This is a genomic window from Geothermobacter hydrogeniphilus (assembly GCF_002898515.1).
GTDB lineage: Bacteria > Desulfobacterota > Desulfuromonadia > Desulfuromonadales > Geothermobacteraceae > Geothermobacter_A.
The window spans coordinates 1-17646 of sequence record NZ_PPFX01000029.1 but is presented as its reverse complement, the minus strand read 5'-3'; the positions used below and the strand labels follow the sequence as shown (position 1 = coordinate 17646).

Annotated in this window: 14 protein-coding genes; all 14 read left to right on the top strand. The window is 61.1% G+C overall.

Translation table 11 applies throughout. From position 1 onward, the window contains the following. The first annotated feature begins 29 nt into the window (after nucleotides 1-29). The 14 genes from C2E25_RS12135 (at nucleotide 30) to C2E25_RS12075 (ending at nucleotide 17043) form a co-directional block, all read left to right on the top strand. A complete protein-coding gene (locus C2E25_RS12135) occupies nucleotides 30-698 on the top strand; it encodes a Crp/Fnr family transcriptional regulator (protein WP_103116000.1) in 669 nt (222 codons plus the stop codon). Between the two features lie 201 nt (nucleotides 699-899). After that, nucleotides 900-1400, top strand: a complete 501-nt coding sequence (locus tag C2E25_RS12130) for a cytochrome P460 family protein (RefSeq protein WP_103115999.1) — start codon at nucleotides 900-902, stop codon at nucleotides 1398-1400. A 386-nt stretch (nucleotides 1401-1786) separates the two neighbouring features. Further along, on the top strand, nucleotides 1787-2347 hold the full coding sequence (locus C2E25_RS12125; protein WP_158247246.1) for a methyltransferase domain-containing protein: 561 nt from the start codon (nucleotides 1787-1789) through the stop codon (nucleotides 2345-2347). A gap of 147 nt (nucleotides 2348-2494) precedes the next feature. Next, nucleotides 2495-3550: a dihydroorotate dehydrogenase-like protein gene (locus C2E25_RS17520; protein ID WP_158247245.1), complete on the top strand. Its 1056-nt coding sequence runs from the start codon at nucleotides 2495-2497 to the stop codon at nucleotides 3548-3550. Between the two features lie 94 nt (nucleotides 3551-3644). Continuing rightward, on the top strand, nucleotides 3645-4541 hold the full coding sequence (locus C2E25_RS12120) for an alpha/beta fold hydrolase (RefSeq protein ID WP_158247244.1): 897 nt from the start codon (nucleotides 3645-3647) through the stop codon (nucleotides 4539-4541). Next, entirely contained in the window at nucleotides 4528-5544 is a 1017-nt protein-coding gene (gene ltaE / locus C2E25_RS12115) for a low-specificity L-threonine aldolase (RefSeq protein ID WP_103115996.1), read from the top strand. Before C2E25_RS12120 ends, ltaE begins: the two co-directional genes overlap by 14 nt. Before the next feature lie 8 nt (nucleotides 5545-5552). Then, nucleotides 5553-6374: a phosphatase PAP2 family protein gene (locus C2E25_RS12110; protein WP_158247243.1), complete on the top strand. Its 822-nt coding sequence runs from the start codon at nucleotides 5553-5555 to the stop codon at nucleotides 6372-6374. A 46-nt stretch (nucleotides 6375-6420) separates the two neighbouring features. Beyond that, nucleotides 6421-8172, top strand: coding sequence for a transporter substrate-binding domain-containing protein (locus C2E25_RS12105; RefSeq protein WP_233189421.1), 1752 nt, complete (start codon nucleotides 6421-6423; stop codon nucleotides 8170-8172). Then, nucleotides 8150-9559, top strand: a complete 1410-nt coding sequence (locus C2E25_RS12100) for a sigma-54-dependent transcriptional regulator (protein WP_103115994.1) — start codon at nucleotides 8150-8152, stop codon at nucleotides 9557-9559. The genes C2E25_RS12105 and C2E25_RS12100 overlap by 23 nt, the downstream gene beginning before the upstream one ends. Nucleotides 9560-9847: 288 nt before the next feature. Further along, entirely contained in the window at nucleotides 9848-10825 is a 978-nt protein-coding gene (locus tag C2E25_RS12095) for a TAXI family TRAP transporter solute-binding subunit (RefSeq protein ID WP_103115993.1), read from the top strand. 159 nt (nucleotides 10826-10984) lie between these two features. Next, complete coding sequence (locus C2E25_RS12090) at nucleotides 10985-13081, top strand: TRAP transporter permease (protein ID WP_103115992.1); 2097 nt, start codon at nucleotides 10985-10987, stop codon at nucleotides 13079-13081. Further along, complete coding sequence (locus C2E25_RS12085; RefSeq protein ID WP_103115991.1) at nucleotides 13081-13569, top strand: universal stress protein; 489 nt, start codon at nucleotides 13081-13083, stop codon at nucleotides 13567-13569. Before C2E25_RS12090 ends, C2E25_RS12085 begins: the two co-directional genes overlap by 1 nt. A 192-nt stretch (nucleotides 13570-13761) precedes the next feature. Next, nucleotides 13762-16752 carry an NAD-glutamate dehydrogenase domain-containing protein gene (locus tag C2E25_RS12080; protein ID WP_103115990.1) on the top strand — a complete coding sequence of 997 codons (2991 nt, stop codon included), beginning with the start codon at nucleotides 13762-13764 and terminating at the stop codon, nucleotides 16750-16752. Nucleotides 16753-16767: 15 nt separating this feature from the next. Continuing rightward, nucleotides 16768-17043 carry a hypothetical protein gene (locus C2E25_RS12075; protein WP_103115989.1) on the top strand — a complete coding sequence of 92 codons (276 nt, stop codon included), beginning with the start codon at nucleotides 16768-16770 and terminating at the stop codon, nucleotides 17041-17043. Nucleotides 17044-17646: the final 603 nt, after the last annotated feature.

The following is a 17646-nucleotide window of genomic DNA, read 5'->3' as shown; positions in this document are numbered from 1 at the left end:
CAATCTCTTGATGCCGGGCAACGATTTCGATGCAGACGAAAATCTGGCATCTCAAGAAAGCCGAACTGTTCAAAGGCTTGAGCGAAGCCCAGATGACCGAGCTGGTCGCCAGTAGCGCCATGCTGCGTTGTCAGCGGCGGCACCGGTTTTACTTTGCCGACGATGACAGCGACAGGGTCTATCTGGTCAAGGAGGGGAAAATCCGCCTTGAGCGGACCAACGAGGATGGTCGGGAGATTCTGCTTGACATTCTCGGTCCGGGTGAGATTTTCGGTGAATTGGCGCTGGCTGATGAAGGAACCCGCAGTCACAGCGCCGAGGCCATCGAGGAGAGCCTGGTCTGCAGCTTTGAACGCGACCGGTTCCTGGCTATCCTGCAACGTAATCCCGAACTCGCCTTCCGGGGGGTCAAGCTGATCGGTTTCAGGTTCCGCCAGCTTGAAGCCCGCTTTGAGGACCTGGTCTTCAAACCCCTCGCCGAACGCCTCTGCTTCACTCTGGAGCAGCTCGCCGGGCGTCACGGCATCGCCGATCCTTCCGGCGGGGTGCGTCTGCCGCTGACCCAGAAGGATCTGGCCACCCTGATCGGCGCCTCGCGTGAAGCGGTCGCCGAGGAGCTGGCCCGTCTCAAGCGCGCCGGCCTGGTGCAGACCGGCTACCGTTCGCTGTTGTTGCCCCATCCCGACCGTCTCTGCTGAACCGCCGCCGGGTTACGGTGGCCGCAGGGCCTTCCCGTCCACTTCCAGTCCCAGTCCCAGCCCCAGCCCCCATCTTGCAGATTGTCATCCCGGTGATATTCTTTTATCTCCCTGTTGAACGAGAATGAAAATCCGCTTCAATAACTGAGCCCGAAACAGTGAGGTTTGGTCCAATCAACCCCGCACAAAAGGAGAGAGCAGATGAAAAGAATACAGCTGTTTTTTGCAACCCTGGCGGTCGTTGGTTTTGTCGTCGGCAGTGCGTTGTCGGTCTTTGCCGGCGGTACGGCCAAGCCGGCCGCGGAAGGCAAGGCGGTGTGGGAGTATATTCACCAGGCGGACCCCTACCAGCAGTGGCCGCTGTTTCCCGGCAAGGGCAAGCTGTACAAGGGGCGTCATCCCCATGGCGCGTTCCTGACTACCTATGTCAGCCCCGACGCCAAGGACGCCATTGCTGCCAAGACCGGCATGTTGCCGAACGGTGCCTTCGTGGTCAAGGAGAACTACACGCCGGCGAAGAAGCTCGCCGCAGTGACCGTCATGTACCGGGTCAAGGGTTATGATGCCGAGGCCGGCGACTGGTACTGGGCCAAGTACGCGCCGGATGGCAAGGTGCTCAAGGACGGCAAGGTCAAGGGTTGCATCCAGTGTCACCAGGCGGTGATCAGCAATGACTGGATCTTTACCGGCCCGGTCAAGTGATTAAAAGGCCCGGAGCCCCGCTCCGGGCTTTTTGCTGAGGGCGCCGGCTTTTTCATCAACTCTGCGTTGCAGACCCGCTTCGCTTGTGCGACGTAGCTGCCGCTACGCCTCCGCGCTCATTGGGCTGCGCCTTGATTTGATAAAAAATCCAGCGCCTCGAGACGGTGGTGCGGATATGGGCCTGATCAACGTTGTTGAACCTTTGCTGGCCGGCTTTTTCATCAACTCTGCGTTGCAGACCCGCTTCGCTTGTGTGTGCGACCTAGCGAACGCTACGCCTCCGCGCTCATTGGGCTGCGCCTTGATTTGATAAAAAATCCGGCGCCTTGAGACGGTGGAATGGGATATCTACCTGATCGTGATGTTGAGACTTCTGAGAGCTGCAAGTGGTAGCGAACTGGGATGAACGTTGGCGACAGCGTGAAGGGGACCTGGAACCGGATCCCTGGCTGGTGGCGTCTGCCGATCTGCTTCCCGTCGGCGGCGCGTGTTTTGATATCGCCTGCGGGAGGGGGCGCAACGCGCTCTGGCTGGCGGAGCGGGGCTGGCGGGTGACCGGGATCGACAAGTCCCCGGTCGGACTTGAAATCGCGGCGCGGGAGGCCGACAGGAAGAATTTGAACCTCGTGCTGCGGCAGCAGGACCTGGAGCGTTCACCGCACCTGCCGGTTGGCTGCTGTGATCTGCTGCTGCAGTTTTTCTACCTTCAGCGATCCCTTTATCCGGCGCTGCTGGCGGCGGTTCGTCCCGGCGGGGTGGCGGTGGTGCGAACCTTCAGCCTGGCCGGGCCCTTTGCCGCCGGGGGGCTTGCGCGCCAATTTCTTCTCAATCCGGGAGAGTTGCCGGAACTCTTTGCCGGGTGGGAGATCCTTCGCCATGAAGAGGGGTTGGAGGCGTCCCGCAAGGGGGGCAGCCTGGCGGGGATCGTGGCGCGAAAACCGGCTTGAAGCCGGAAATCAGGACGGTTTCGGAAGAGTTTCCATGCTTGATTGGTCTGGTCTTTTTCCTGTAAGTTGGGTATTGTTCTGCAAGAGTCGGTTGGGTTTTCAGCCGCCGCTATGTGTGATCAGCAGCAAAGAACAGGAAGGATTGCTATGCCTGATTTAGCCGCCCGCTACATGGGACTTTCCCTGAAGAACCCTCTTGTTGTCGGCAGCTGCAGCCTGACCGGGTCTCTTGACGGCGTCAAAACGTGCGCCGCCGCCGGCGCCGGCGCCATTGTCCTCAAATCCCTTTTTGAAGAACAGATCAAGGCTGAGACCGGAGCCCTGAGCAGTTCCGCCGACGGGCCTTATGCCGGAGAGGCGGAAGAGTACCTGCAGGGATACGGCATGGAACTCGGGCCGCGCGATTACCTGCAGCTGGTCAAGGATTCCAAGGCGGCGGTCGATGTGCCGATCATTGCCAGCCTGAACTGTATTTCCAGCGAACGCTGGTCCGAATATGCCGTCAAGCTGCAGAACGCCGGTGCCGACGCCATCGAACTCAACGTCGCCCTGATGCCGACCTCGGCCAAACAGGACGCGGCCGAGATCGAAAATCGCTATTTCCAGATCCTGCATGATGTCAAGTCGCGTCTGGAGATCCCGGTGGCGATGAAAATCGGCCCCTATTTCACCTCCTTTGCCAAGTTTGCGACCCAGTTGTGCCAGAATCGGGCCGAGGCGCCGCCTTTCACGGTCGGCTGGTGCGGTCCGGGGGAAAGCGGCGGCAAGATCATCTGGCGCGGGGCCGATGCGCTGGTGTTGTTCAATCGGTTCTACCAGTTCGATATCGATGTCGACAAGCTCGAACTCAAGGCCGGCAATCCCTACAGTCATGCTGCCGAGATTCATGCCGGCCTGCGCTGGATCTCCCTGCTGCATGGCCGGGTTGACGCCGATCTGGCGGCAACCACCGGGGTGCATGACGGTCGGGATGCGGCTCGGCAGCTGCTGGCCGGGGCCCAGGTGGTGCAGCTCTGTTCGACCCTCTACCGGCATGGCGTCGAGCAGATCGGGGTGGTTCTGAAGGAACTGAATGACTGGATGGCGGGGCACGGATTCGACAGCCTCGACCAGGTACGGGGCCGGCTCAGCCAGGCGCGCAGCGAACATCCGCAGAATTTCGAGCGGCTGCAGTACATCAAGCTTTTTGTCGGCATCGACTAGCCGCCGGTTGTCGTGGTCGTTGTTCTCTCGCCGACGAGATCCCTTTCCTCAGCCAGGGGACGCCTGTTGCAGTCATAGCGGCAGGCGTTTTATCATGCCTTCTTTCCAGTTGTACAGGCTTGCCGACGGACGTTGCCTGGCCGCCAGTGAATTTGGTGCTGCGGATGGCCTGCCTCTCTTTTACCAGCACGGTTTTCCCGGTAGCCGGCTGGAAGCGGCACTGATGGATGAGGTCGCGACGGAAATCGGTCTGCGGCTGATCGCCCTGGACCGTCCTGGTTACGGACGTTCCGATTTCTGCCCGGCCAGGACTCTGGCCGACTGGCCGACCGACCTGGCGGCGGTGGCCGATCAGCTGGGGATTGCCCGTTTCGGTCTGCTGGGTGTCTCCGGCGGCGGGCCCTATGCCATGGTCTGTCGTGAGCTGCTGGAGGAGAGAGTGCTGGCGACCGGCATTGTCTGCGGGCTCGGACCGCTGGCCGGGACCGGATTGCTGTCGGAGATGGAATGGCCGGCAAGGTTCAGCTTCTCCGTTATGGCCGGTTATCCGCGCCTCGCCGCCCCCATCTTCCGGCTCCTGGTCACCCCCGTTCTGCAGCGGTGGCCGCGCCTTGCCCTGCGTCTGCTCACTGTCGCGGCGCCACGTGCTGATCGGCAGGTGCTGCGGCAGCGGCGGGTTCGGGAGCGGTTGACCGCTGCCATCGGCGAGGCCTTTCGAGGCGGCCCGGATGGTGTCGTTCATGATCTTCAACTCTATACCCGCGGCTGGCAGATTCCCTTTGGTTCCGGCGGCGGTCCGCTTTGTTTCTGGCATGGTCTGTCCGACCGGACGGTGCCGATCAGCCACAGCCATTACCTGGCTCGCTGTTGTCCGCGGGCCGAAGTGAATCCCTTTGCCGAAGAAGGTCACTTCTCCCTGCCGGTGCGGCATGGGGACAGTATCCTGGCTGAACTGAAACAGATCATGGAGGAGAGCGATGCGAATCATTGACCTGCGCAGTGATACGGTGACCCGGCCGAGTGAGGCGATGCGCCGGGTGATGGCGGAGGCCGAGGTCGGCGATGATGTTTACGGTGAAGATCCGACGGTCAACCGGCTGCAGGAGGTCGGTGCCGAGATGACCGGCCAGCAGGCGGCGCTGTTCGTTCCCAGCGGCACCCAGAGCAATTTGCTGGCCCTGCTTTCCCATTGCCGCCGTGGCGATGAATACATCGTCGGCCAGCAGGCCCATTGCTACCGTTACGAAGGGGGCGGCGGGGCGGTCTTCGGCAGTATCCAGCCGCAGCCGATCGACCATTGTGCCGACGGCAGTCTCGACCTGGAGCAGGTCGAGCGGATGATCAAGCCGGATGACCACCATTTTGCCCGCACCCGGCTGCTCTGTCTGGAAAATACCCATCACGGCAAGGTTCTTTCCCTCGATTACCAGCGGCAGGCGGCGGACTTCTGTCGCGACCGGGGCCTGAAGCTGCATCTTGACGGCGCCCGGCTGGCCAACGCCGCAGTCGCCGGCGGACATGTGCCGGCCGCGATCGGTCAGTTGTATGACTCGGTTTCGCTCTGTCTTTCCAAGGGGCTCGGCGCCCCGGTCGGATCCCTGCTCTGCGGCAGTCGGGATTTCATCGCCGAAGCCCATCGCTGGCGCAAGGTCTGCGGCGGCGGCATGCGGCAGGCCGGCATTCTCGCCGCCGCCGGTCTGTTCGCCCTGGAACACCATGTCGAGCGCCTGGCCGAGGATCACGCCAATGCCCGCCGCCTGGCCGACGGGCTGGGGGAGATCGGTGCCCTGCGGGTTGATCCGGCGACGGTGCAGAGCAACATGGTCTTCGTCGACTGTCCCGCCGAACGGCAACAACCGCTCATTGAACACCTCCGGGAGCAGGGCATCCTGGTCGGCGGCTACGGCCAACTCCGTTTCGTCACCCATCTCGATGTCCTGCCCGCCGATATCGAGCGGGTCATCACCGCCTGCCGCCGGTTTTTCAACTCGTGAGCCGTCTTGTGGCCCTCTTGTTGTGCGGCCTGCTGGGGCTGCTGCCGGCGGTTGCCGTTGCCGGGCCGGGGGCGGAGGTGACTCCCCTCGGTGATCTGCCGCAACGCTGGGCCGCGGATGGCTGGTCGCTGCTGACGGCTCCCGCTGACTGGCGGCAATCGCAGTGGCAGGCTGTCGGATTGATCGCGGCCGGCAGCCTGGGGCTCTATCTGCTCGATGACGAGATCGCCGAAAAAGTCCAGGCCAACCGCAGCGGTTTCAGCGATTCGGTCTCCGATTTTGCCAAGAACTTCGGTGAACCCTGGCTGCTGGTTGCCGGCGGCGGCGGGCTTTACCTGACCGGTCGTCTGCGTGATGACGCCTACCTTGCCGAAACCGGGCTGCTGAGCCTGGAGAGTTATCTGCTGACCGGGGTTGCCGTCCTCGGCCTGAAGCATCTCGGCCGCCGCCATCGGCCCAACAGCGGTGACGACAGTGATCACTGGGACGGACCCGGGCTGTCCGACCGCGGCGGCAGCGGCGAGCCTGACGGATTTTCCTTCCCCTCGGGGCACGCGGCGGGCAGTTTCGCGGTGGCGAGCGTGCTGGTTGCCCGCTATCCTGAATCCCGCTGGCTGCCCTGGACGGCTTATGGGCTGGCCGGACTGACGGCTTTTTCGCGTCTCAACGACAACGAACACTGGGCTTCGGATGTCGCTGTCGGTGCCGTCCTCGGCCTGACGGTCGGCAAAGGGATCTGCCTGCTGGCGGAAAAACGCCGGATCGTTCTGCGTCTGGTCCCTCTGCTGGAACCTGATGCTGCCGGGCTGTCCCTGGTCGGACGTTTCTGACCAGGATCGATGGTCGGATTTGACATCCGTTCGTCGGATGGTGACAATGCCGAACATGTCTCGTTTCTGCAAAATACTCCTTATTCTCCTGCTGCTCTGTCCGGTTCTGTCCCGGGCTGAACCGGAGGAGCCCCCAGAACCCGAGGCGCCGATCATCATCGGCGGCGATCAGAACTATCCCCCCTACGAATTTCTCGACGCCGACGGCAAGCCGGCCGGTTTCAATGTCGAGCTTTCCCGTGCCATCGCCGAGGTGATGGGGATGGATATTGAAATTCATCTCGGTCCCTGGGGAGAAATGCGGGAAGGGCTGGCTTCCGGCAGCATTGATGTCCTGCAGGGGATGGCCTACACCCGGGAGCGGACCCGCGAGGTCGACTTCTCCACGCCGCACGCCAAGGTGCATCAGTCGATCTGGATTCGCAAGGGGTCCACGATCCGTCGCCTCAAGGATCTGGCCGACAAGGATGTGATCGTCATGCGCGGGGCGGTGATGCACGATTTCATGCTCCGGCATGCCGAACTCAAGGCCCGGCTGCATCCGGTGGCAACTCTTGAGGATGCCCTGCGGCAACTCTCCGCCGGCGGTTATGATGCCGCCCTGGTGGCCAAGCTGCCCGGTGAGTACCTGATCCAGAAAGCCGGTCTCGACAACATCATGCCGATCGCCAGGCCGCTGGTCGCCCAGGACTACGGTTACGCGGTGAAAAAGGGCAATCTCGACCTTCTGGCCCGCTTCAACGAAGGCCTGGTGCTGCTGAAGAAATCGGGCCGTTATCGCACCATCTACGAAAAATGGCTCGGCGTGCTGCCCCGGCCGGGACTCTCCTTCGAACGCGCCATCCGTCTTGGGGCGATGATTGTCGGCCCGCTGCTTCTCGTGTTGATCATGACCGTGTTCTGGTCGAGGATGCTGAGGCGCCAGGTGGCTCTGCGCACCGAAGACCTGGAACGCGAGGTTGCCGAAAAACGCCAGGCCCTGCATGAACTGGAGGTCCGGCAGCAGCAGTTGATCCAGGCTGACAAGCTTTCTTCGCTCGGGGTGCTGGTTTCGGGCGTGGCCCATGAGATCAATAATCCCAACGGCCTGATTCTGCTCAACCTGCCGCTGCTGAAAAAGGCCTGGGATGACACCGGACCGCTGCTTGATGAGCATTACCGGCAACAGGGTGATTTCAAGCTCGGCTGGCTGAATTATTCACGCATGCGGGAAGAAATTCCGCAGATGCTGGAAGAAATGCAGCAGGGAGCCGGTCGGATCAGGCGGATCGTCGAGGATCTGAAGGATTTCGCCCGTCGTGATGATGCCGAACTGGATGACGCGGTCGACCTCAACGAGGTGGCGGCGGCGGCACTGCGGCTGGTCGATAATTCTCTGAAAAAGGCGACCGACCACTTTCGGGCCAAGTTGGCGAACGATCTGCCGCCGTTCGTCGGCAATGCCCAGCGGATTGAGCAGGTGGTGGTCAACCTGCTGATCAACGCCTGTCAGGCGCTGACCGACAAGGGACAGGCGATCCGGCTCCGCACCGCCCTGCAGGACGATGGCCGCCTGCTGCTGGAGATTGCCGATCAGGGCCGAGGCATCGATCCTGAGCATCTGCCGAAACTGACCGATCCTTTTTTCACCACCCGCCGTGATCATGGCGGCACCGGGCTCGGTCTGTCGGTTTCGGCCGGTATCGTCGAGGAGCATGGCGGACAGCTGGAGTTCGCCTCGACACCGGGGCAGGGCACCCGGGTCCGGTTGCTGTTGCCGGCCAAGGAGAAAACCGATGAGTCAGTCGAAAAACCCTGATTTCAGTATCCTGATGGTGGATGACGAACTGCCCTGGCTGAGAAGTCTCGGCATGACCCTGGAAGGACCGGGGGGATTCACCAACCTGATCTCCTGTTCCGACAGCCGCGAGGTGTCGAGCCTGTTCGAACAACACGATATCGGCCTGGTGCTGCTCGACCTGACCATGCCGCATGTCTCCGGGGAAGAGCTGCTGCGGCGTATCAACGAAGAGTATCCGGATGTCCAGGTGATCATTCTTTCCGGAATGAACCAGTTGGAAACAGCGGTCGGCTGCATGCGCCTGGGAGCTTTCGACTATTTTGTCAAGACGGTCGAGGAGGATCGCTTGCTCGACGGCATTCGCCGCGCGGTGCGCATGGTTGAGCTGCAGCGTGAAAACCAGGCCATCCGTCGGCGACTGTTTAAAAAACAGCTGGAACATCCCGAGGTTTTCGCCCCCCTGGTGACACGGGACGCGGCGATGTTGGCCATCTTCGGTTACCTGGAGTCGGTGTCCGCCTCCCGACAACCGCTGCTGATTCTCGGTGAGAGTGGGGTCGGCAAGGAACTGGTCGCGCGTGCCGCCCACCAGCTGGGCGGCGGTGACGGCCCGTTGGTGAGCGTCAATGTCGCCGGGCTGGATGATAATGTCTTTGCCGACACCCTCTTCGGCCATCGTCGCGGCGCCTTCACCGGCGCCGACCGCGAACGTCCCGGTATGATCGAACGGGCATCCGGTGGCACGCTCTTCCTGGATGAAATCGGCGACCTTTCAGCCGCCAGCCAGGTCAAGCTGCTGCGGCTGCTGCAGGAAGGTGAGTATTATCCTCTCGGCAGCGACAGCCCCTGCCGGCTGCAGGCGCGGGTGATCTGCGCCACCCATCACGATCTGGCTGAAATGGTTCGCGAGCGAAGTTTTCGCAAGGATCTCTACTATCGGCTGCATGCCCACCAGGTCACCATCCCGCCGCTGCGGGAGAGGAAAGAGGATCTGCCGCTGCTGCTGCGGCATTTCCTCGAATCCGCTGCCGCCGAACTGGACAAACCTGTTCCGACGGCGCCGCCGGAGCTGGTCTCGCTGCTCAATACCTACAGCTTTCCCGGCAACATCCGCGAGCTGCAGGCGATGGTGCATGATGCCGTCAGCCAGCATCCCGGCGGTGTTCTCTCCTGTGACGTTTTCCAGCGGCGGATCGGGGATGCCCGGCAGACCGGCGGCCTGGTTCCGTCCCGGAATCCGTTTACCGTCCTCGACGATCTGCCGACCCTGGCCGAAGCGGGTGACCTGCTGGTCGACGCCGCCCTGGAACGGGCCGGCAACAACCAGACGCTGGCCGCTCGCCTGCTGGGAATCTCCCAACCGGCCCTCAGCAAGCGGCTCAAGCAGCGGCGGGAACACGCCTGAAAAGAGGTATAACCACGGTTATGTCGATAACCCTGGTTATGTCGTCGTCCGTTCCCCATCCCCCGCCGTTTATCCCCGTCCCGCAGCGGCTCCCATAACCGAAGTTATATCCCTTTCGGCATTTTTCCGTATACGCGAAATCTGTAAAATACCTTTTTATTTCAGCCTGTTGTTGTGTTTTTTTTCTGACTGGCACGGGGCTTGCCTTGTCCTCCCGGTGATTGAAGCGGTCTGTTAGGTGCCGGAATCGTTCCGGCGCATCACCCTAAATCTTCTGAGGAGGAGAGAATGAAAAAGTTGTTGTACATTGCCCTGGCGCTGACGGTTGCCGTCACCATGCTTCCGGTGAGCGGTTTTGCCGCCCGGACCACTTTTGTCACCATCGGCACCGGTGGTGTCACCGGCGTTTACTACCCGACCGGCGGCGCCATCGCCAAGATGGTCAACAAGAAACGCAAGCAGTATCACCTGCGTGCCACCGTCGAGTCGACCGGTGGTTCGGTCTTCAACATCAACGCCATCAAGAGCGGCGACCTCGAATTCGGCATTGTCCAGTCCGATCGCCAGTACCAGGCCTACAACGGCAAGGCCGACTGGGAAGGCAAGCCGTTCAAGAAGCTGCGGGCGGTCTTTTCCATCCATCCCGAATCGGTGACCATCGTCGCTGCTGCCGACAAGAACATCAGGACCGTGGCCGACCTGAAGGGCAAGGTGGTCAATATCGGCAATCCCGGTTCCGGCCAGCGCGGTAATGCCATCGATCTGCTCAATGCCGCCGGCATCGATTACAAGAAGGATATCAAGGCCGAGGGACTCAAGGCCGCTGAATCGGCCGGCATGCTGCAGGACGGCCGGATCGACGCTTTCTTCTACACCGTCGGTCATCCCAATGGTTCGGTCAAGGAAGCCGTCGCCGGCGCCCGCAAGGTCAACTTCGTTGAAGTTCCGGCCGACGTGGTCAAGAAGCTGACCGACGAATTCCCCTACTATGCCCCGTCCTTCATCCCGGTGGATCAGTACCACGGTGTTGCCAACGACAAGAACGTCAACACCTTCGGCGTCAAGGCGACCCTCTGTACCAGTGCGGACGTGCCTGACGAGGTGGTCTATGCCATCACCAAGGAAGTGTTCGAAAACTTCAAGGAGTTCAAGAAACTGCATCCTGCCTATGCGGTTCTGACCAAGGAAAGCATGCTGCAGGGACTCTCTGCCCCGATCCATCCGGGCGCCCTGAAGTACTACAAGGAAGTCGGTCTGATCAAGTAAGGATTAAGGGCCGGGAGGTGCGAAAACGCACCTCCCGGCATTCATTCGGAAGACAATCTGAATCACTGATTCAGGTCCATGCGTGAGCGTTCAGACTGCTGATTTCTGACGCCTGGATTCCAACGTCCGGATAGTGAATTCCCAAGGAGATTTATTCCCATGAGCGATGTGAAGACGCAGGAACAGATCGATGAGGGGCTTGAAAAAGCCCGCAGGATGGTTGAAGAAGAGGAAATGGGGCTGCGGACCGCGGTCGGCTGGCAGCGTTTCATCGTGCCGCTGGTTGCTCTCAGCTGGTCCCTGTTTCAGTTGTCGCTGGCCAGCTGGCTGCTGCTCGATTCGACCTACGTGCGGTCGATCCACCTGGCGTTCGCCCTGTTCCTGATCTTCGTATCCTTCCCGACCCTCAAGCGCAAGGTCAGTATTCCCGGACTGCGATGGCTGTCGGCAACGGATCGCATCCCGCTGGTCGATCTCTTCATCGCCCTGGCGGCGGCCGGCATGGCGCTCTATATCGCCATTGATTATGAAGGCATCGCCAGCCGGGTCGGCATGCCCAATACCCGCGACATGATCATTGGCGGCCTGCTGGTACTGATCCTCTGGGAAGCGACCCGGAGGGTGGTCGGTCCGGCACTGGCGATTATCGGCATCATTTTCACCGCCTATGCTTTTTTCGGTCCCTACATGCCCGACTTCCTGTCCTTCAAGGGGGTCAGTCTGCACCGCTACCTCGGCCAGATCTCGCTGACCACCGAAGGAATCTACGGGGTGCCGATCTTTGTTTCGGCCAAGATCGTTTTTCTTTACGTGCTGTTCGGCGCCCTGCTTGAAAGGGCCGGAGCCGGTAAGTTTTTCATCGATCTGGCGATGAGCCTGCTCGGTCGTTACAAGGGCGGGCCGGCCAAGGCGGCGGTCCTCTCCTCGGGTTTGACCGGCCTGATCTCCGGTTCGTCGATCGCCAACGTGGTGACCACCGGAACCTTCACCATCCCGATGATGAAGAAGGTCGGTTACCCGGCGAAAAAGGCGGCCGCCATCGAGGTCGCGGTTTCAACCAACGGCCAGCTGATGCCGCCGGTCATGGGGGCCGCGGCCTTCATCATCGCCGAGTACGTCAACCTGCCATACCTGGAAGTCTGCAAGTCGGCGGCGATTCCCGCCTTCGCCTCCTACGTGGCCCTCTTTTTCCTCACCCACATCGAGGCCAGCAAGCTCGGCATGCGCGGTCTGCACAAGTCGGAGCTGCCGGTTTTCTTCCAGGTGCTGAGCGGCGGTCTGCACTATCTGCTGCCGATCCTCTATCTGCTCTACGAGCTGATTATCCCCCGCCACTCACCCGATATGGCCGCCTTCCGCGCCACCATGGTGCTGCTGGTGATCATGTTCTTCCAGCACGCGCTGCGGGCGCGTCGTGAAGGGACGTCCATCGGCGCCGGGTTCATGAAGGGGGTGGATGATATTTTCGACGGTATGGTTGCCGGTGCCCGCAACATGGTCAGTGTTGCTGTTGCCACCGCCGCTGCCGGTATCGTTGTCGGTGTGGTGACCATGGGCCTGGGCGGGCTGGTGACCGATATCATCGACACCCTGAGCATGGGCAATCTCTACCTGATGCTCGCTATCGTCGCCTTCGCCAGCCTGATCCTCGGCATGGGGCTGCCGACCACCGCCAATTACATCGTCATGGCCAGCCTGACGGCGCCGGCGCTGGTCACCCTCGCCGGCGACAACGGTTTCGCCGTGCCGCTGATCGCCGCGCACCTGTTCTGCTTCTACTTCGGTATCCTCGCCGACGATACCCCGCCGGTCGGTCTGGCCGCCTATGCCGCCGCCGCCATCGCCCGCAGTGAGCCGATTCCAACCGGGGTGCAGGGTTTTCTCTACGATATCCGTACCGCGGCGCTGCCTTTCATGTTCATCTTCAACACCGACATCCTGCTGGTCGGCATCAACAGTTTTCCGCTGGCGATCTTCATTTTCGTCATGACCTGTGTCGGTACCTGCGCTTTCGCTGCGGCGACCCAGGGCTGGTTCATCGCCAAGAATCGCTTTCACGAGATGCTGCTGCTGTTCCTGGTTTGCGCCATCATGTTCCGGCCCGATTTCTTCGGACATCTGCTGGGACTGCAAAATCACTACCTCTGCTATCTGCTCGGCGTTGCCCTGCTGGGCGTGATCTACGCCATGCAGAAACCGCGGGCCCGCAAACATGAAGCGTCGTTGATGGCGGCCGCCGCCGAAGGAGCACGATGATGATTCCGCAATACCGCAAGATTGTTTTTGCCACCGACCTGTCGGCCGGAGCGGCGGTGGTGCTGCGCCACGCGATCTGTGTCGCCCGCGCCCATCAGGCCGAGATTGAAATTCTGCATGTGCTGCCCGAGTTCGACCAGTCAGTGATCAACTACGTCTCGGTGGTGATGGGAAGCGACCGGCTGGCCGACCACGAACTGGCCCACAAGGACGTGGTGGCCGCTTCCTTGAGCGAGAAGCTGCGGGCCTTTGCCCGGGAAGAACTGGCAGACCATCCGGAGGATCTGGCCCGCATCGAGCGGATCGAAGTGCTGCACGGACCGCCGGCGTCCACCATCCTCAGCGAGGTTCGCAAGTGCGGCGCCGATCTGCTGCTGATCGGAACCCACGGCAAGGGGCGGCTGGAGTACGCCTTTCTCGGCAGCGTCGCTCAGAAAATCATGCGTCGAGCCGAGATTCCTGTCCAGTTGGTTCCATTGACCCATTGACAGCAAGGGCTGAGGGCCCGTAGAGTGTTCGATATGGACAAACATCTGTTTGTCCGAGGTGAAAAATCGGCACTGGTTCAGCCGGCCCTTTCCCGGGTTGCCGGGAGTTGTTCCGGTTGTAGCGTCTGACCCCTTTCAGACCCGAATCCGTGACTTCATCACCGGCGGATTCAAAACCCAAGGAAGATTTCAATGACCGAAGCAGAAAAGATCCGCTGGTTCCGTCAGGTTTCCAAATCGATCACCGCCCGCTGTCTGGATGCCGGCGCCAACCTGCAATGGCTGCAGGAACAGATGCACCCCTACCTGTCGGTGACCATGCACGACGAGGCGGAAGCGATCGGTTCGCTGGCGATCCAGATGCCCTACCTCAAACGCAACAAGCGACTGGTGCTGCGTGATACCGACAAAACTCTGATCCTGGCCCGGCTGAATCAGCCGGGCTCTCTTTATCGGACCCTGAGGCTGCTGCGCGAGCGGGAGATCTCCTACGCCCAGTTCACCCACTCCTACGCCCCGGTTCCCGGTATTGGCGAAGAGCTGGAACTGCAGCGGTTCGAATTCGACCGGCGTACCGCCGAGGAAGTGCTGAGCGCCGGCGAGGCGCGGATTCCGAAGCGCCTGCATCGTGAAATCCGCGCCGCGCTCAAGGCGCACTATCCCGACTATGACTTTTCCCGTTTCGACAAGGAGCTTCGTCTGGTCTGGATCAACAACGAGACTTACGTGCGGCATTCTCCGCCTCGCCGGGTGGCGCAGATCCTCTGGCTCTATCACCAGGCGGTGCAGAGCGGCGGGGTCTTTTTCGACGCCGAACCGGCCGAAGAGATACTCGATCAGCCGGAATACCGCATCCTCTTCGCCGCCGGCAACCCGCCACAGCTCGATTTCCTGCAGCAGGTGATGGAGGTTTACAATCGTCTCGGTCTCGGCATCAAGCGTTCCTACTGCCTGACGATCCACAACGGCATCCACCCTTACTTCCTCGGCACCTTCTACCTGCGCGGGGAGGGGAAGACGCTGCTGGCCAGGGACGGGTTTCTCTACAACCAGCTGGAACAGGAACTGTTCAACACGCAGATCCTGTCGACCGCATCCGAGAGCTACCAGCGGTTTGTCGCTACCGGCAGCATGAACGGTATCGACGCGGCGCTGGTCAATGCCTTTGCCGGCTTCTGCCATACCACCCTGGCGCACAACCAGCCGGACCGGTTCGGTTACCAGGAGGTCGAGCGGGCCTTCACCTCCGACCTGGAGATGACTCTGCGGCTGGTGGCGCTGTTTCGCACCCGGTTTGAACCGCGGCTGCCGGATCGTGACGAACACTACCGGCGCGAGTGCGCGGAACTGGAGCAGGCAATCAGCGACTACAATACCGGTCACGCCTATCTCGATGGTATCCGGCGCACGGTTTTCAACTGCTGTCTGCTGTTCATCACCCATACCCTGAAGACCAATTTCTTCGTCAACGAGAAGCACGCCCTGGCCTTCCGCCTCGATCCCGGGTACCTCGATCGGCTCGGCCCTGAGTTCACCGCCGACCTGCCGCCGGAGCGGCCCTTCCGGGTGACCTTCTTCTTCGGTCGTCATGGTTGCGGTTATCATATCGGCTTCTCTGATATCGCCCGCGGCGGCTGGCGTACGGTGCTGGCGAAGAACCGTGACGATTTCATCACCAGCGCCAACACCCTGTTTCGGGAAAACTACGTGCTGGCCCACACCCAGCACCTGAAGAACAAGGATATTTACGAAGGGGGGTCGAAGATGGTGGTGGCCCTCGACGCCGCCGACCTCGACAATCCCGAGACCGTCACCCGTCGGCTCTACAAGCTGCAGTACGGGTTCATCCAGGCGTTTCTCGATATCTTCGTCACCGAGGACGGCAAGGCGCGTGATCCGCGGGTGGTTGATTATTACGGTGAGGATGAGCCGATCGAACTCGGTCCGGACGAGAACATGCACGACGAAATGGTCGAGCTGATCGCACGGATTTCGGCGAAGCGCGGTTACCTGCTCGGCCCCGGCGTGATGTCGAGCAAGCGGTTCGGCATCAACCACAAGGAGTATGGTGTTACCTCGACCGGGGTGATCACCTTCGCCGAGATCACCCTGCAGCAGCTCGGCATCGACATGCGCAAGGATGCCTTCAGCGTCAAGCTCACCGGCGGCCCCGGCGGGGATGTCGCCGGCAACGGCCTGCGCCTGCTGCTGGAACGCTGTCCGCAGGTGCAGATCCGCCTGATTCTCGACGGCAGCGGCGCGTTGGTCGACCCGGTCGGCGCCGACCGGGAGGCCCTGTCCCGGGTTGTGCTGAAAAGCGACATCGACGGTTTCGATCCGCAGGCGCTGCACGAGGGCGGCATGATGATCTTCCGCAGCCAGACGAAAAAAGACGGTCTGCGCGAACTCTATCGCAAGGTGAGCCGCACCGCCGGGGAACTGGTCGAGGAGTGGATCACCGTTGACGAGTTTTACCGCGAGTTCAACAGCCTGGTGTTCGACGTCGAGGCTGATCTCTTTATCCCCGCCGGCGGACGGCCGGAGACGATCCACGCCGGCAACTGGCAGCAGTTTCTGCCCGGCGGCACGCCGAGCGCCAGGGCGATCATCGAGGGTGCCAACTCCTTCATCACCCCCGAGGCGCGGGAAAAACTGCAGGCCGAGGGGATCATCATCATGCGAGACGCCTCCGCCAACAAGTGCGGGGTGATCTCTTCTTCCTACGAGATTATCGCCAACCTGCTGCTGACCGAGAAGGAATTTTTCGCCAACAAGGACACCTACGTCGGTGACGTGCTGGAGATCCTGGAAAAACGCGCCGCCGACGAGGCGCGACTGATTTTCCGCCGCTACGACGAATTTTCCGGCAGTCGCAGCTACACGGACATATCAGCCGGGTTGTCGCGGGAGATCAACGAGCACTACGCGCGCCTGTTCCGCTATTTTCAGGACCGTCCGGAGCTGGCCTCCAGGCCTCTTTATCGCCGGGCGCTGCTGGCGCACCTGCCGCGTATCCTGCGTGAAACTCCACGCTATCGCAAACGGATCGGCAGCCTGCCGCCGAAGTACCAGGCGGCCATTCTCGCCAGTGAAATTGCCTCGTCACTGGTTTATCAGCAGGATCGCGAAGCCGACTACGAACAGATGCTCAACGGCCACCTGCAGCGCCATTTTTCCGTTTGAGGAGAAACAGTAACGATGGGACCAGATCCAATTCTTTCGCTCCGGAATGAAGATGAACATCTTGCTCTCGGCAGTCGCGTCATCGCCTGCTGGAGTGACAACCTGGGCAGTTTCAGGGCCCGGGGAGTGGTTGCCTCCCTCCACCCGAACCGGGTTCGGGTGCGGCTGCTTGAGTCTGCCGGACGTTTTCCCGCCGGGAGCAGCATCGACCTGCCGCGCATTATGGACTCCCAGAACTGGTCGAGTGAGCATTGCGTCTACCTTGAAACCTCCAAAGTCAGCGGATTCTGACTCTAAACCCCTGATCCAACTTCCCCTCTCCCCTTGAATCGCCGGCCTTCGGGCCGGCATTTTTTTTCGGTGGGGAGGGGCGGTTCTTTTGCACCGACTCCGCGTTGCATCCTTCTTCGCTTGTGCGACGTAGCTGCCGCTACGCCTCCGCGCTCATCAGGCTGCGCCTTGATTCGGTACAAAATTCCTCGCCCTTCAACTGAGGGGGGGAAGGCCATGTACCGGGATAATGAATGCAGGGTTTTCGGGCTATGATTTAAACCTAATGCAAACTTGCCATCTTGCAATCCCGACCCTGCAGGTTCCACACGAAAACCATCCTTGAGCAGATGTAGCGAAAGCTTGGGAGCTTCTTCCCATTCAACAGTTAAACAACGTCCCTCAAGGGTTTCCCAGTTAAACAACGTCCCTCAAGGGTTTCCTTGCAATTTGAATCCACCTCCGTTAGCAAGCCTTCGGCTGGGTCAAGTGTCCTTCCTCGACAACGAAGAGGCCAAGAGGCCAGCAGGTACCGCCACTATTCCAAGCCCAAGCATAAGAGCCTCGTTCGCAGAATCTGTGGGTAGGCCGATATAAAAATTAGAGCATTGCCCTTTCCGGGCG

Bases quoted from the DNA above. Each gene is read 5' to 3' on its own strand.
- C2E25_RS12135 (WP_103116000.1), top strand. From the start codon at position 30: ATGCAGACGAAAATCTGGCATCTCAAGAAAGCCGAACTGTTCAAAGGC.
- C2E25_RS12130 (WP_103115999.1), top strand. From the start codon at position 900: ATGAAAAGAATACAGCTGTTTTTTGCAACCCTGGCGGTCGTTGGTTTT.
- C2E25_RS17520 (WP_158247245.1), top strand. From the start codon at position 2,495: ATGCCTGATTTAGCCGCCCGCTACATGGGACTTTCCCTGAAGAACCCT.
- C2E25_RS12120 (WP_158247244.1), top strand. From the start codon at position 3,645: ATGCCTTCTTTCCAGTTGTACAGGCTTGCCGACGGACGTTGCCTGGCC.
- ltaE (WP_103115996.1), top strand. From the start codon at position 4,528: ATGCGAATCATTGACCTGCGCAGTGATACGGTGACCCGGCCGAGTGAG.
- C2E25_RS12105 (WP_233189421.1), top strand. From the start codon at position 6,421: ATGCCGAACATGTCTCGTTTCTGCAAAATACTCCTTATTCTCCTGCTG.
- C2E25_RS12100 (WP_103115994.1), top strand. From the start codon at position 8,150: ATGAGTCAGTCGAAAAACCCTGATTTCAGTATCCTGATGGTGGATGAC.
- C2E25_RS12095 (WP_103115993.1), top strand. From the start codon at position 9,848: ATGAAAAAGTTGTTGTACATTGCCCTGGCGCTGACGGTTGCCGTCACC.
- C2E25_RS12090 (WP_103115992.1), top strand. From the start codon at position 10,985: ATGAGCGATGTGAAGACGCAGGAACAGATCGATGAGGGGCTTGAAAAA.
- C2E25_RS12085 (WP_103115991.1), top strand. From the start codon at position 13,081: ATGATTCCGCAATACCGCAAGATTGTTTTTGCCACCGACCTGTCGGCC.
- C2E25_RS12080 (WP_103115990.1), top strand. From the start codon at position 13,762: ATGACCGAAGCAGAAAAGATCCGCTGGTTCCGTCAGGTTTCCAAATCG.
- C2E25_RS12075 (WP_103115989.1), top strand. From the start codon at position 16,768: ATGGGACCAGATCCAATTCTTTCGCTCCGGAATGAAGATGAACATCTT.